13 protein-coding genes and 1 pseudogene are annotated in these 13,951 nt (G+C 69.2%); 7 read left to right on the top strand and 7 right to left on the bottom strand.

The window, feature by feature from the left end; all coding sequences use genetic code 11:
• Nucleotides 1-464: 464 nt before the first annotated feature.
• The 4 genes from AC07AB_RS21985 (at nucleotide 465) to AC07AB_RS21970 (ending at nucleotide 3,874) form a co-directional block, all read left to right on the top strand.
• Nucleotides 465-731 (top strand): hypothetical protein, encoded by a 267-nt coding sequence (locus tag AC07AB_RS21985; RefSeq protein WP_478569435.1) that lies wholly within the window; start codon nucleotides 465-467, stop codon nucleotides 729-731.
• A complete protein-coding gene (locus AC07AB_RS21980) occupies nucleotides 728-2,017 on the top strand; it encodes an MFS transporter (protein ID WP_478569433.1) in 1,290 nt (429 codons plus the stop codon). The genes AC07AB_RS21985 and AC07AB_RS21980 overlap by 4 nt, the downstream gene beginning before the upstream one ends.
• A gap of 129 nt (nucleotides 2,018-2,146) precedes the next feature.
• Nucleotides 2,147-3,256: a mandelate racemase/muconate lactonizing enzyme family protein gene (locus tag AC07AB_RS21975; RefSeq protein ID WP_478569431.1), complete on the top strand. Its 1,110-nt coding sequence runs from the start codon at nucleotides 2,147-2,149 to the stop codon at nucleotides 3,254-3,256.
• Between the two features lie 222 nt (nucleotides 3,257-3,478).
• The gene (locus tag AC07AB_RS21970) at nucleotides 3,479-3,874 is read left to right on the top strand and encodes a type I-E CRISPR-associated protein Cas6/Cse3/CasE (RefSeq protein ID WP_478569429.1); all 396 of its coding nucleotides are present in this window, start codon (nucleotides 3,479-3,481) and stop codon (nucleotides 3,872-3,874) included.
• 135 nt (nucleotides 3,875-4,009) lie between these two features.
• On the opposite strand, the gene AC07AB_RS21965 is transcribed toward AC07AB_RS21970, so the two are convergent.
• Nucleotides 4,010-5,035 carry a hypothetical protein gene (locus AC07AB_RS21965; RefSeq protein WP_478569427.1) on the bottom strand — a complete coding sequence of 342 codons (1,026 nt, stop codon included), beginning with the start codon at nucleotides 5,033-5,035 and terminating at the stop codon, nucleotides 4,010-4,012.
• Between the two features lie 488 nt (nucleotides 5,036-5,523).
• Here AC07AB_RS21965 and AC07AB_RS21960 point away from each other — a divergent pair, with 488 nt between their 5' ends.
• Nucleotides 5,524-5,853: a hypothetical protein gene (locus AC07AB_RS21960; RefSeq protein WP_478569425.1), complete on the top strand. Its 330-nt coding sequence runs from the start codon at nucleotides 5,524-5,526 to the stop codon at nucleotides 5,851-5,853.
• Between the two features lie 261 nt (nucleotides 5,854-6,114).
• Here the strand turns inward: AC07AB_RS21960 and AC07AB_RS21955 are convergent, their stop codons facing one another.
• The 5 genes and pseudogenes from AC07AB_RS21955 to AC07AB_RS21935 form a co-directional block, all read right to left on the bottom strand.
• A complete protein-coding gene (locus tag AC07AB_RS21955) occupies nucleotides 6,115-7,389 on the bottom strand; it encodes an MFS transporter (RefSeq protein WP_478569423.1) in 1,275 nt (424 codons plus the stop codon).
• A 213-nt stretch (nucleotides 7,390-7,602) separates the two neighbouring features.
• Nucleotides 7,603-7,890 carry a DUF7848 domain-containing protein gene (locus tag AC07AB_RS21950; protein ID WP_478569421.1) on the bottom strand — a complete coding sequence of 96 codons (288 nt, stop codon included), beginning with the start codon at nucleotides 7,888-7,890 and terminating at the stop codon, nucleotides 7,603-7,605.
• Between the two features lie 600 nt (nucleotides 7,891-8,490).
• On the bottom strand, nucleotides 8,491-9,735 hold the full coding sequence (locus AC07AB_RS21945; protein ID WP_478569419.1) for a helix-turn-helix domain-containing protein: 1,245 nt from the start codon (nucleotides 9,733-9,735) through the stop codon (nucleotides 8,491-8,493).
• Nucleotides 9,736-10,095: 360 nt separating this feature from the next.
• Nucleotides 10,096-10,497 (bottom strand): hypothetical protein, encoded by a 402-nt coding sequence (locus AC07AB_RS21940; RefSeq protein WP_478569417.1) that lies wholly within the window; start codon nucleotides 10,495-10,497, stop codon nucleotides 10,096-10,098.
• 492 nt (nucleotides 10,498-10,989) lie between these two features.
• Nucleotides 10,990-11,126 (bottom strand): annotated as a pseudogene (locus tag AC07AB_RS21935) (transcriptional regulator); the annotation flags it as partial.
• A 261-nt stretch (nucleotides 11,127-11,387) separates the two neighbouring features.
• Between AC07AB_RS21935 and AC07AB_RS21930 the strand changes: the two are divergent.
• Nucleotides 11,388-12,227 (top strand): SDR family oxidoreductase, encoded by an 840-nt coding sequence (locus AC07AB_RS21930; protein ID WP_478569415.1) that lies wholly within the window; start codon nucleotides 11,388-11,390, stop codon nucleotides 12,225-12,227.
• A 459-nt stretch (nucleotides 12,228-12,686) separates the two neighbouring features.
• A complete protein-coding gene (locus AC07AB_RS21925; protein WP_478569413.1) occupies nucleotides 12,687-13,538 on the top strand; it encodes a Bax inhibitor-1/YccA family protein in 852 nt (283 codons plus the stop codon).
• A gap of 111 nt (nucleotides 13,539-13,649) precedes the next feature.
• Here AC07AB_RS21925 and AC07AB_RS21920 read toward each other — a convergent pair whose 3' ends face one another.
• Nucleotides 13,650-13,880 carry a DUF4287 domain-containing protein gene (locus tag AC07AB_RS21920; RefSeq protein WP_478569637.1) on the bottom strand — a complete coding sequence of 77 codons (231 nt, stop codon included), beginning with the start codon at nucleotides 13,878-13,880 and terminating at the stop codon, nucleotides 13,650-13,652.
• Between the last annotated feature and the right edge of the window lie 71 nt (nucleotides 13,881-13,951).

The following is a 13,951-nucleotide window of genomic DNA, read 5'->3' as shown; positions in this document are numbered from 1 at the left end:
GAGGCGAGCCGCTTCATCGGAGTGCCGGCATCGGTGTTCGGATGGTCCCGGATCGGGACGGCGGGGCCCTGGTCCCGGCCGGTTTCGCTCAACTCCGCTTCATCAAACGGCACTTGTTCGCAGTGGACCCGATTCTCAGCCGCGCCGGACCCGTCGCCGTCGGGATGCCTTATATCTCCGGTATAGCGAAGAACGCGCTATTCGTCATCGAGCCGAGACCCCCCACGATTAACGATCTCCAGTTCTTGTCACCTGATCATAGGTATGACTACACTGCACCCTCATTCGAAGTGCTCCATGCTGTGAACGCACCTTCGGAAGCCGTGACTTGGGCTTATAAGCAGGGCGAAGGCACGTGTGGGGAGCGCGTTCCTACTGAAGTAACACTTCTTTGCCGGCCTACTCGCTGGAGTCGGTTCTGCACGTGAGTACAACACTTCGTCTTTCCGACAGGAAGGTTCCACGTGAGCCAGTCCGTCCAGCTCCCTGTCCCTTCCACGGCAGAGCTGGCTCGCCTCTGGGACACTCTCCTCAACCTGCCCCAGGTGCCGGAGGACGTGAGTCTCCTCGCGTTGGCCGGCGATTCCGTGCCGCCCCTTGCGCTGCCCGTAGGGATCGAGGAGCGGTTCGGCGTCTGCCTCAGCACCGACGACGCCCTTGACGACCTCACGGTGCGAGGGTTATCCGTGGCCATCCACCGAGCCGGGTCGGCTGCGACGGACCAGCGGTGAACGAGCCGAAGACCGCAAAGCCAGCGGCCGGTACGGGGCTCTCGGCCCAACGGCCGGCCGCACCCGGTGACTTCTGGAAGCTGTGGACAGGCCAGTCGATCAGCCTGTTCGGGGACAGCTTCATGGTGGTCGCCCTGCCGCTGTTCGCCGTGAGCGTGCTGCATCTCTCGCCCGCCCAGGCGGCGTTGACCCCCTTCGCGCTGAACGCGCCGTTCCTGGTGCTGAGCCTGCCGGCCGGCGCGCTCATCGACCGACGCAGACGACGTACGGTCATGCTCGTATGCGACATCGTCCAGGCCGCGGTGTTCGGCTCGCTCGTCCTCATCGCCTGGCTGCACCAGCTCTCTTTTGCCCTGCTGATGCTCCTTCTGGTGGTCAGTGGGTCCGCGCTGGTGTTCTTCCAGGTGGCCTGCACGACCTATCTGCCGAGTCTGATCTCGGACCCGGACGAACTGCACCGCGGCAACAGCCGGCTCTACCTTTCCGAGTCGGCGTCCAAAACGTTGGGACCGGTGATCGCGGGGCCACTGGTGAGCCTGCTCGGTCCGATCGCCGCCATCGCCGTGAACGCCGGCTCCTTCCTGGCGTCCTTCGCGGCCGTCAAGTCGATCGGCCATCGCGAGCCGGAGCCGGAAGCGGCTCCCGCGGAGCGCGTGGGAATGGTCCGGGAGATCCGCGAGGGGCTGAGGTTCGTACTCCGGCACCCTTGGCTGGAACCCGTACTCACCGCCGGGGCCGTCTACGTCTTCTTCCTCAGCGTGCTGGAAGCCAGCCTGGTCCTCTACCTGCGCTACAACTGGAACATGTCCGCCGGGGCGATCGGCCTGGTGCTGGGACTGGCCGGACTGGGCTACCCCCTCGGCAGTCTGCTCTCCAAGCGCATCATCGACCGGGTCGGCACCTCCCGGGCGTTGATCTTCAGCCTCGTGGTGAACATCCTCGGCTGCGTCGCCATGCCGGTCTTCGGCTCCGCCGGCTTGGTGGCCGGCCTGATAGTCGGCGGGATCATGCAGACCTTCGGCGACGCGGTCTTCGGGCCCATCTCGCTGACGCTGCGACAGACCGTCACCCCGGCCGGCCTGCTCGGACGAGTCAACTCCGTGCAGCGATTCCTGCTGTGGGGCATGGTGCCGCTCGGCAGCCTGACCGCATCCGCGCTGATCTCGATCGACGGACTGGCCACCGCTCTGTGGACGGGCGGCGTCGGCACCACCCTCTGCCTCCCCGCCCTGGTCAGACGGGGTGTTCGGCGGGGCTGGGGCACACCGGCGGAGAAACCCGCATGACACATCAGGCAGTCGACGTGCCGGCACCGATCATCTTCTCTCGGCCCGTCCAGGCCGGCCAGGCCGCCCTGTCGCGCAGCGCCTTGCCGCGCGTCCCATAGAACCCCCTGAGTGCAAAGAGGTTGATCGATGGCTATCGCCGCTGTCCATGTCCACCGTCTGGTGGCTCCTCTCCACACGCCGTTCGTCACCGCACTGGCGCATCTGACCCACGTCTCGACCGTCGTCGTCGAGGTCGTCGACAGCGATGGCCGCTCCGGTTTCGGTGAGGCGCCGGAGGTGTGGACCGTCACCGGATCCTCACTCGCCTCCAGCGAGGCCTGTATCACCGAGGTCTTCACTCCGCTTCTCATCGGCCGCGATGCCGATGACCTGGTGGAGAACTGTCGCAGGGTCAGCCGGGCCGTGGCCGGCAACGAGCCGGCCAAGGCCGCAGTGGACATCGCGCTCCACGATCTCGCCGCGGTTCGCCTCGGGATCCCCCTGGCCCGATTGCTCGGCGGCTCCCGGTTGGTGGTGCCCACGGACGTGAGCCTTGTGGTCGGCACGGTGGACAGCCTGGCCACGGCGGCGAAGAGCCGGGCCGCGGAGGGCTTCGACGTGTTGAAGGTCAAGGTCGGCACGGACGCGGCCACGGACATCGACCGCGTGACGGCGGTCTGCCAGGCGGTCGGTCCCGAGGTGAGGATCCGTCTCGACGCCAACCAGGGGTGGACGCCCCGCGAGGCCGTACGGGTCATCCGCTCGCTGGAGGACGCCGGCACGCGGGTGGAGTTCGTCGAGCAGCCGGTGGCCAGTCGGGATATAGAGGGCCTGGCCTGGGTGAGCGACCGCGTCGAGACCCCGATCATGGCGGACGAGTCGGTGTTCGACGTGCGCGACCTGGTGGAGGTGATCCGCCGGCGCGCTGCGGACCTGGTCAACGTCAAGCTGGCGAAGAGCGGCGGACTCAGCGCCGCCCGTACCCTTCTCGAACTGGCGCGAGCCCAGGGCATGGGTACCATCCTCGGCTGCATGCTGGAGAGCGAGATCGGCACCGGCGCCGCGGCCAGCCTGGTGGCCGCCCACGGGACCACGATGGTGAGTGACCTCGACGCGGTGTGGTGGCTCCAGCGCCCCGCTGTCGTCGGCGGCATGCGGTACCAAGGCGCTACGGTCGTGCTGCCCGACGCGCCGGGCCTGGGCATCTCCGGCCTGGTCGACGCAGAAGCCAAGGGTGCCACGGAGGTACGGGCATGACGACCGCCGTCTCCTTATGGAACCGGCCCCGAACCGGCCCTTGCCGCGGCCCTCGGCCCCGATCTCGATTTCGCTGACCTGCCATGCGCCCGGGCCGGCCCTGCGCATTCCCCGCCTTCCAACTCCTTTTCCCACCTTCCAACTCCTCGCGAGGCGGCGGGCGCCGGGTGACTGGGGGCATATCCCCCGTGTCGCGCTCCGGGGAATCCGCACCTCATCACCGTGGACCGCACCTTCCGGACGGGCGAGCGCGTCGGATTCCGTACGGTCGTCAACCCCACGTACAGCACGTCGCAGGACGGTCCGGACGGCCGGATGGTCAGAGGGAAGCGGGTGGCTCACACCAAGCCCGACGGCGTCAAGAAGTGGCTCGTACGTCATGTCGGCACGGGGGGCGGCGAGCCCGGCCGCATCGGCGCCAGTACAGGCCCCGACAAGGTCGCGGTACGCATGCTCCCCGCAGTCTCCAGCCCCGCACCGCACAAAGGACTGAAGATCGCCCGCGCCGAGCTGCGGGGGACGCTGACGGTTACCGATCCCGAAGCGTTCGTCGCGGCGCTTTCGGAGGGGATCGGGCATGCTCGGGCGTACAGCTGCGGGCTTGTTCTGACGCGATGACGCAGGCGGGCCCCGGTCGCGAGGGCTTGAGAGCGCCGCTGGGACCGAGGCCCGGTCTGGGCTGTGCGGTTTACGGGCCGCCGGGGCCCGGGGCCGCCGGATGCCGGGGCCGGGCGGGCGGCAGGGTCGGGGCCGTCAGCGCTCGGTGGAGGAGCGGCGGCGGGCCGCGAGCATCAGGCCCGCGCCGGCGGTGAGGGCGACGGCGGTTCCGCCGAGAGCCCACGGGGTGGCGGGGCCGGTGCCGGTGGAGGCGAGTTCGGCGCTGCTGCCGCTGGGGACCACGGAGTCCGAGGCCGTGGCGACCGCGGCCTTGACGGCGGTGGCGCTACTGGTGCCACCGGCGCTGTCAGACTTCAGCTGGTCGTCGGCGGCGGCGGGTTCGGCTGCTTTCTTGGTCTTGGTCTTGGCCTGGCCGTCGTCCTTGCCGGACCCGTCCGTCTTGCTGTCCTTGTCGCCCTTGCTGTCCTTGCCGTCCTCGGTGCCGCTGTGGTCCTTGCCCGGGGTGGGCTTATCGCGGGCGGCGGCGTCCGCCTCGTCCTTGGCGCGCGCCTCGAACTGGCCCACTTCGAGGAACTCCCGGACGGCGTGAGCGCTATTGGAGTCCAGCGCCTTCCGTGCGGCGGCCTTCACCGCCGGGCCGCCGGCGTCCGCGATACGGGCGACGAGTACCCGGTCGTCCTCGTACCGGGCTTCGTACTGACCCACTTTGAGGAAGTACCGGAGATCCGCATCATCGTTGGAGTTCAGCGCCTTCCGCGCGGCTGCCCTCACCGCCGGGCCGCCGGCGTCCTCGATGCGGGTGGCGAGTATCCGGTCGTCGAAGAGGCGCGCCACGTACTGGCCGTGCTCCAGGAAGCGGCGCACGGCCTGCGCGTCGCCATCGAGCGCCTCCTGCGCCGCGTCGTAAAGGCACTTGCCGATGGACTTGTCGGCGAGCATCTTGGCGATCGCGACCCGGTCCTCCGTCTCCTGCGAATCCTTCGTGGTCCTGGTCGGCTCGGAGCCCGGGGCAGTGCCGGTCGCCGGCTTGTCGGGAGACACGGAACTGTCCGTCTTCGCGGGGGGCGGAGCGCTGTCCGCGGCGAACGCCGGGGAGGAGAGCAGTAATGCCGGTGCGATGGCGGCAGCCGCGACGGCCACCGAGACACGGGTGAGTCTCATACGCTAAAAACCGCTTTCACTATGGAAGATCTTGAAACTGCCTCCATAGGGTAAATCGTCGATGATCTTCGTTGGGCAAAATCGCCTCCCACGAACGGCAGTTGACACCAGGGCTTCGCAGTCCGCCGGACACCGCCGCCGGAGCCGGTGGATGCGGCGGCGGCCTCCCGCGACCGCCGCGCGGCAGCGGTACGGGCAAGGTCGGCCGAGAGGCGCCCGGCAGCCGCCCGGCAGCCGCCCGAGAAGCGCCCCCCACTCCCGCCCCGGTGGCCCGCCAAGCGGGCGGGTCCCGCGTCGGGCGCTGAGACCGCCTCGGCAGTCAATGGCTGTTCGTACCCCAGCGGTAGCATCAATCGCGGCGCCCCCAGAGCCGGCACGGTCTTGCGACCAGGCGGCTGAGGTGGCCGAGGCCCCGCCCGGCGTGATCACGACGCCTGGCTGACGGCATATCGGCGGCGCCAACCTCCCATCCGAGCCGAGGAGGGCCAGTGGCACTGGGGAAGAAGGGCAGCAGGCGCATTGTCGTCGGCGGGGTGACGTACCAGTGGCGACTCCGCCGGAGGCCGACCTATAGCCAGGCGCTGTGCTGGTCGCCCTGCACCTACGCCGTCGAGCGCGCCGACCAGTACGGGGCGATCCTGGTGGTCACCACTGACCAAGCACACCCCGGCAACTGGTTCAGCGTGCCGGCCGACCCCATTCGGCCCTCCGCCGTCGCGAATCACATCCTCATCGCGCTGACCCGAGGCTGGAACCCCGCGTGCCCCGGATCCCCCTTCGAGCTGGACCTGTCCGCGGGCTTTGTGTCCGGCCCCTGAGCGAGAGCCGGGCCTCGCCTGCCACCATCCCGGCATGGACTCAGCGCTTCCCCGCACCATCCGAGCCGTCGACACCGGCCGGCTCCTCGACCTGGAACAGGAGGCCGCCGCGTGCGGATCGCCGGCCGTATGAAACACGCCGTGTCCGTTCGCGAGTGGGTGGAGCGGACGGGGGCGGATGCCGGTTCCGAGGAAAGGCCGCGGAACTGAGCCAGGGGCGCGCGGGCGGGAGCTGAGACCGTCGGCCTGCGGCCGGGCCCGTCAGCAAGTCGTACGGCAGGCAGCGGAGTGGTCGGCGACCGGGGCCGGTGGGGCGGAGCGGCCCGCGCGGTGGTGGCGGAGGGTGGTACGTACGGCCAGGGGCAGCGTGACGAGGGCCACCAGGCCGCCGAGCCAGGCCAGGTCGCTCAGGTCGAAGCCGGTTCCCAGGGCCTCACCGCCGAGCTTCGAGCCGCCCGCCACGCCCAGGTTGAACGCGGAGGCGCTGATCGCGGTGACCAGGGTCGGCGCTTCGGGCGCCGCCGCGAGCGCCCGGTCCTGCAACAGGGGTATGAGAGCACCCGAGACCGCGCCGAGCAGGAGAACGGTCAGGACCCCCGCCCACTGGACATGGCTGGTGAGCGCGAAGGCGGCCAGTACGGCGGCGAGCGCGGCGAGCAGTGTGCACAGAGCTCCCCAGGGGGCGCGGTCCGCCAGCCGCCCGCCGAGTATGTTGCCGAACAGCGCGCCGCCCCCGAACACGGCCAGCAGCATGGTGACCACCGGCGCCGTGAACCCGCTCACCTCCCGCAGCAGCGGGGTGATGTAGGTGTAGAGGGTGAACAGCCTGGCCTGCGCCACGACGACGATCGAAAGCACGGTGGCCACCCGGCGGTTCAGCAGTGCGCGTACCTCCGCGCGAGGGCGGAGCGGCGCGTCCGGCGCGGGCGGGTGGACGAGTACCGCCACCGCCGTCAGGATGAGGGCGCTGAGCACGGCGATGCTCCAGAACGTCACGCGCCAGCCGTAGTGCTCCCCGATCCACGTCCCCAACGGGGCGCCCAACACCGTCGCGAGGTTCCACCCGGCGGCGACCACGGAGATCGCCCGGCCGCGACGGTCCGGGGCCGACATCGAAACGGCGATCACCAAGGCCACCGCGAACGAGGTGCTGTGGGTCAGGGCCGTCACCATCCTGGCCGCCGCCAGCATCCCGAACGCCCCGGCCGACGCCGCTGCCACATTGCCGCCGACGAATACCGTGACCAGCACGAGCAGGGCCGTTCTGCGAGGAACCCGCAGCATCAGCACGGTGACCAGCGGCCCGGCCACCGTGACGGTCAGCGCGTACCAGGTCACCAGCGAGCCGACGGCTGGCAGCGGCAGCAGCAGGTCTGATGACAGATCGGGCAGCAGCCCCACCATCACCCACTCCGCCGTGCCCACCATGAACACACACGCCGTGAGCACCGCCAGGACCATCCGTTGCCGGGCTATCCGTTGCCGGGCTGGGGATGGCGGGGAGTCGGTGGCCGAGATCGCAGCGCTCGTTGTCATGCGACGACGCTAAAATCCGACACCGGTGTGAGAGTCAAGCAGACGACGCTAAAGTCCGACACCGGTGTGAGAGTCAAGCAGCTGGGACGCCGGTCATAGGTGTGTGGGGGAGTGGCCCTACGGGCCGGAGCGGGGCGGCCCCGCACCGGCCCCGGCTGGGGGCTGAAGCGCTTGCGCCCAGCTCGCGGGTGGGTGGTCCGTGGACGCGCCGCGTCACCCCACGGGCCCGCCCTCATGCCGGCCCGCCTTGACGGGGCTCAACGCCGGTACCCCGTCCGGGGGTTGCAGCGTCACGTAGTCGTCGGCGGTCCGGCGGTAGCGGGTGTGGCCGGTGGCCTGCGTGTGGCGGCGCATCCACTCCTCGATCCAGTCCGAGCCCCCGGAGCGGATCATCTCCCCGCAGTCCTTCTCCTCGCCCGTGACGCATACGGCGCTGTACTCCGGGTACGTGGTCGGGTCCTGTTCGAACGTCCACGCCATGTACCGGTAGGAGCGCCTCATGGCGTCTCCCCTCGGCCGCTGTCGTCGGACGCATCCCGGACGGCCAGGCGAACCGCCGTGTCCGGCACGCCGAGTCCCGTGCGGTGCTGCGGGCATTGGCACCGGGGGAAAGCGACGGGGCTGGATGGAAACCCCGGCCTTTCGTCGCCCTCGCCCAGGGTCTCCGGGGGGCTCGTGAAGACGAGGAGCGCCCCGTTGACCCCTCTCTCCGCGATCATTCGGGCCAGACGCGCCCGCGCTGTGCTCTTCATGTACGGGCCCCCATTAGTCCGCGCTGGACGCGCAACCCAACTCCCGTGTGGGGTCGGCGAACTCGTGCGGCCGGGGAATCTCATCCGGAACCAGGCGACAAGAATCGCCGTGCGAGACGGCTTCAGTCAGATCGTTCAACTGCGCGAACGGCTTGGCGGGGGAAGGTGCGGACTGTGCTTGACTATTGTCAGCTCTATTAGTCTCTGACGCTGCGCTGGTCACCGAAACCTCTGGTCGTCGTCTTCGGACTGGACGAAGTGACCGTATGACCGTGGCCTGGGGCCGAACCAGGCATGCTTCGAAGCAGTTCGAAGTGCCAACTTCCTTATGTGATACGGCGTGTAGCAATTATCCGGTGATCCCGAGATGCGCTGCCATCTCGCGCATGTCCTTTGTGAGAGTGCGCTTCCGGTGATGGAGGACGTCAGTCATTACGTAACGTGCCATTGCCTGATGGCGGACCCACTCGGGAGACGTGCGGCGCAGCGCGTTCAACTCGTACATGCCGTCCTGATGCGATCCAAGCGTCACGTGGGCGCGTGCGACGTCCAGACGGTGACGATCCCAATTGTTCGAACTGGGCTTCCCCGACGACTTCATGCCCTTGCGGCTCAGCACTCCTTCGTCGGAACGTCGGAGTACTCCGTGGGCATCTCCGACGAGCGAAAGGTCCTCCACCGCCTTCATCTCCGCCGTGACAGGCCCGAAGGTGGTCCAGTGCGACCCGAAGTCGATGTGTTCCACGCCGAGTGCACTTGCGGCAGTGCTCGCCATCCGGCGTGCTTCTCGGGCCACATCCGGCCTGTTGTTGCGGATCGCGGCGGAGGCGACGCGGAGCGAGAGCTCCCCCCACACCGCGATTTGCCCTGGGGCGGCGGTAGAAACACGTGGTTCCATCTCGTCGGCGGTGGCGGCGGCCAAGCTCTCGCACTCGTCGAATCGGTCCTCCCTCAGGAGGAGCCAGCTCATACCGACCACGCCTGTAGCGGCCGTCAGGGTCTGGCCCGCTCCCCGCGCATCACGAATTCCCTGCGACAGCGCGTAGTACGCCAAGTCGTACTGCCGTACTTGAGTCAGGTATTTGCCTGTCAACAGGAAGGCTTGAGCGCGCGCACTCAGCGCTTGGCGGTGCTCTTCGTCGCCGTCGGCCGCGATGACCGCCGCTTCCGCGGCTCGGATGACCCCCGGAAGCCGCTTCGCCACGGATTCGTACCGGTCCGTCTGGTACAGCGCGTGTACATCGGCGATGTCGCGCCGAATCACCTGAGTGGGTGACGGTGGTGGCTCCCCGGCCACCGCCACGGCATCGTTCAAGCCCACGGGGGGCATGAGGGCGCGCCGGATCTCCATCAGCCTCAGGTGATTCGGCCCGTCATCACGTACGGGCTCCGGCGACCCGGTCGCGAAGAGGGTCGAGGTGGCCACCCCGAGGGCGCGAGCGAGCGCGTACAGGGTTTCCACCCGCGGTGTTCCCCCCTGCTCCACCTTGCGTACGAGCGCGGGGGAGACGTTCGCCGCCTCGGCCAGCCGCTCCTGGCTGAAGCCCGCGCGCCGTCGATGGTTCCGTACGTTGTCCGCCAGTTCCGAAGACATCGCGTCACCTACCTCTTCGGCCAGCGTACGCCCGGGGCGTGCACACAAAGAGCGTTGGAATCCGTTACCAGCACGGCTCAAGGCCGTGGCGCCTGACCCGACTCTGCCGCTACGGCCGCGATGGCCGGCGGGCGGTAGGAACTCATCGGCGCGGAGTCTGCCCTCACGCGCCGGCCGCGCCCGATGCGGAACAGGCAGCCCCCGGTGCGGCTCATATCGGCCGTACCGGGGGCGCTCCGTGCTGAGTGGATGAGCTGCTACGCGGAAGGGCGGCGGCTCTTTGGATATCGAGGATGATCCGTGGACCTACCGCTCAAGGGCGGAGCCCCGTCACGGCGCGACCAGGGATTCGAGGCAGGCTCAGTGACCCCAGGTGAGCCATGCCCACAGCGCGAACGCCACCATGAACCCGGCGGACACCTGGATTGTCAGTCTCTTGACCGCCGGGTCCGCTTTACTGGCCGGCGTGCCCATCGGGTCCTCCCCCTGCCGTACTGCCACTCGCATGTCCGCACGGCGCCCTATGACACCGAGAATCAACGCGAGGACCACGGTGGAATAGATGGCGAGAAGCTCTCCGAGATCGTGCCCTCGCAGCTTTCCGAGCGTCGTCAGGAAACCCACACCGAGGAGGGGGATGAGGCAGATCTGGTTCCTGGACTTGGGAGTTGGCAGCATAGGAAGCCAAATGGCGAGGAAGAGGACCGTCGTAATGACGGTGATGATCCACCAGACATTTTCAGATATGTGAGGGGCGTGCAAGGTTCTCTCCCTTACCACTGCGAAGCCCGGTCGGCGAAAGCGGCCATCCGTAGGCTGTGTTGGCTACCGGTATGATCCCAGATCAGCGGTGCAGGCCGGCCCAGCCGCTGGTGGAACCGACGCAGATGCCGCACCGGCACTCGCCGGTGACCACCCGGAACAGCGAATGCGCCCCCCGCATCTCGGGGCATGAAATCAGAGCCCGAGTGGTGCTATTTCGTGTATGACGACGCGAGCGCTTACGAGTTGGAGCTCCCCGCCGGAGAGTGGCGAAAAGAATTGCAGGCTCGCTTTCTCTGCCGCACTTCTTCACGGCGCTTCTCCGCCACACGCCGGGTCCCCGCGCCGCCCGTCACCGTGTTGGCGGTCACTCGCCTCACATCAGGGGTCTCCGCGTCCCGTTTCCGGCCCTGCCCCTGCCCCTGCCCCTGCCCCCGGCCGGTCGTCGCGGACCAGTTGGCCGGCAGCTTCATGCCGTCCTCAGCCGCGGGCCCCGGCGAGCGCGGCGACCTCGCCCCGGCGCAGCCCGGGCCCCGCCGCTGACCGTATGCCGCCAGGCCCGCCCGCTCCGGCGTGATCCTGTCGCGTCGGGAGCGGAGGAACGCGCTGACCGCATCCCGGTTGTCCATGAGGTCAGGGGGGCAGGCCGCGCGGCGGGCGGGGGAGCGCTGGGGCCCCTGCCAGTACCCCTCACAGCCGGGGCTCCCGCGGCACGGCGTACGCGACCCGGCCGGCCGAATGAGGCGGAGGGGGCACTCGCTGACGCGCTCGGATCGCGCGAGCGGCTTCAAGCCAATCCGAAATCGCGGCCACGGCGCGGCGGCATGAGACCGCAGCATCGTGTCGTCACGGCACGACGGCACAGACGGCACAGCAGTGAAGGGAACACCATGACCACCACCTGGTTCATCACCGGCACGTCCTCCGGCTTCGGGCGGCTGCTCACCGAACGACTCCTGGCCCGGGGCGACCGCGTCGCCGCCACGCTCCGCCGCCCCGAGGGGCTGGACGGCCTCCGCGCCGAGTACGGCGACCGGCTCTGGACCGCCCGGCTCGATGTCACCGACGCCGAGTCCGTACGCCGGGTCGTCAACGAGGCGTTCGAGGCCCTCGGCACGGTCGACGTCGTCGTGAACAACGCCGGTTACGGCCTCCTCGCCGCCGTCGAAGAGGCGACCGACGAGCAGCTCCGGCGCGTCATCGACACCAACCTGCTCGGCTCCGTCCACGTCATCCGCGCCGCCCTCCCGCACCTGCGCGCCCAGCACCGGGGCCGCGTCCTCCAGGTGTCCACCGCGGGCGGCCAGACGACCTATCCGGGCATGAGCTACTACCACGCCTCCAAGTGGGGCATCGAGGGGTTCTGCGAGACCGTGGCCCGCGAGATCGCGCCGTTCGGCGTGGCGCTGACCATCGTCGAGCCGGGTGCGTCGCCCACCGGCTTCGGCAGCTCGCTCGACACCGCGCCGGCCCTGCCCGAGTACGAGGGCACCCCCGCCGCCGAGATCCGGCAGGCGTTCACGGACGGGACCTTCCCGGTGCCCAACAGCGCGGAGAAGATCGCGGACGCGATGATCGCCCTCGTCGACTCCGACGAGGCCCCTCTCCGCCTCCCGCTCGGCCCCGATACGTACGAAGACGTGCACGCCGCCCTCACCCGCCGGATCGCCGAGCACGAGGCCCATCGCGACGTCGCCCGATCGGTGGCGGCGGTCACAGACACCGGGTGACCGGGGCGTCTCCGTGCGGAAGCCGGCACCTCATGAGGGGGACGGAAGCCGGCACCTCTTGAGGGGGCCGCGACGGTCTTGGTGAGGAGGCCGTGACGAGCGCCGACGCTCGCATACGTGACGAGGCGCCGCGCCTGTACAGGGGCCGGCACCGTACGCCGTGCCGGGGCAGGACGATCCGGCCGCCGTCCGAGACGCCGTCACCCGTCCGGTGGGCGGTGCCGGGCGGTGGTTGGGCGCACTCGGTCGCGGGCACGGGGAGTCCGGCGCCGACCTGGTGGCGGGCCTCCTGACCAGCGGAGCGGACGGGGGCCGCGGGAACTCGCTGGCCGTGAGCCGCGTTTTCCCGTACAGATATCGACAAGGACAAAAAGATCGTCCCCAAGCAGTAGAACTATTTCTTTGCCCACCCATTACCCTTGACCGCGAGGCCGCGCAGGGTGGCTACGGAGGAGTGAGATGAGGAGCAGCAACCCGGTCTTCTCGCGACGGGGGTTCAGCCGCGACAACGGCGGTTACGCCGGTTTCAACGCGGCACCGCAGGCCGGGGCCCCCACCGCGAACCCGTACGCCGGTGGCAACCCGTACGCGAACAACCCGTACGCGGCGGGGCAGCAGGATCTCCAGTCCGGCGTCCCGCAGGCGCCGGCGCAGACCGGCCGTATGACGATGGACGACGTCGTCACGCGCACCGGCATCACGCTCGGCGTGGTCGTCGTCGCCGCGGCCGCGGCATGGGCCATGAATCTTCCCTGGGGCGCCGGAGCCGGTGCCGGGCTCGTCGCGATGGTCCTGGGCTTCGTCCAGGCGTTCAAGGCGAAGCCGGTGCCCGCGCTGATCCTCGGGTACGCGCTCTTCGAGGGCCTGTTCCTCGGTGTGATCAGCAAGGCGTTCAACTACCTCGCCGACGGCGCCCCCGTGCAGGCGGTGCTCGGCACCATGGCCGTCTTCGTCGGTGTGCTCATCGCGTACAAGACCCGGCTCATCCGGGTCGACCGGCGGTTCTACCGCTTCGTGATGGGCGCGGCGATCGGCTTTGTGCTGCTGATGGCCGTGAACCTGCTGTTCAGCGTGTTCGGCGGCGGCGACGGCCTCGGCATCCGCACGGGTGGCCTGGGCATCGTGGTCGGCATCATCGGTGTGCTGCTGGGCGCCGCCTTCCTGGCGCTGGACTTCAAGCAGATCGAGGACGGCATCCGGTACGGCGCTCCGCGCGAGGAGTCCTGGCTGGCGGCCTTCGGCCTGACGCTGTCCCTCGTGTGGATCTACACGGAGATGCTGCGGCTGATCGCGATCCTGAACGACAACTAGCGGCGGCGAACGGCCGGCGGCCCGGCCGCTGCCCGCCGTCGGAAGGGCCCGTGAAGGCGACTGCCTTCACGGGCCCTTCGGCGTTGATGGAGGGGGCGTCGGGCGGCGCCGCTACAGCAGCTTTCGTGCGGCCCGTCGGAGGTCGTACTCATGGATGATCGCTTTTGCGTGGCCGTACGCGAGGTTATGTTCGCCGCGCAGCCAGCTGACCTTCTCGTCGAAGCGGAAGAGAGCGGGACCTTCGTCTACCGTGCGCAGCCAGTCGGCGACTTCACGGCCTGTGCAGTGGGGGATGTGGGAGAGCAGGTTCCGGTGAGTCTCGTCGGAGAAGACGTGGGACATCGGCGCCTCCGGACGCGTCGAATGCTGGTCCTTCATGTCACCGTGCCTGAGTGTTCAGGCGTTGGCAACAG

This window comes from Streptomyces sp. NPDC044033, assembly GCF_056434425.1.
This window is presented reverse-complemented; position numbering and strand designations above follow the sequence as displayed.

Bases quoted from the DNA above. Each gene is read 5' to 3' on its own strand.
- AC07AB_RS21945 (WP_478569419.1), bottom strand. From the start codon at position 9,735: ATGTCTTCGGAACTGGCGGACAACGTACGGAACCATCGACGGCGCGCG.
- AC07AB_RS21920 (WP_478569637.1), bottom strand. From the start codon at position 13,880: ATGTCCCACGTCTTCTCCGACGAGACTCACCGGAACCTGCTCTCCCAC.
- AC07AB_RS21975 (WP_478569431.1), top strand. From the start codon at position 2,147: ATGGCTATCGCCGCTGTCCATGTCCACCGTCTGGTGGCTCCTCTCCAC.
- AC07AB_RS21925 (WP_478569413.1), top strand. From the start codon at position 12,687: ATGAGGAGCAGCAACCCGGTCTTCTCGCGACGGGGGTTCAGCCGCGAC.
- AC07AB_RS21950 (WP_478569421.1), bottom strand. From the start codon at position 7,890: ATGAGGCGCTCCTACCGGTACATGGCGTGGACGTTCGAACAGGACCCG.
- AC07AB_RS21955 (WP_478569423.1), bottom strand. From the start codon at position 7,389: ATGACAACGAGCGCTGCGATCTCGGCCACCGACTCCCCGCCATCCCCA.
- AC07AB_RS21965 (WP_478569427.1), bottom strand. From the start codon at position 5,035: ATGAGACTCACCCGTGTCTCGGTGGCCGTCGCGGCTGCCGCCATCGCA.
- AC07AB_RS21930 (WP_478569415.1), top strand. From the start codon at position 11,388: ATGACCACCACCTGGTTCATCACCGGCACGTCCTCCGGCTTCGGGCGG.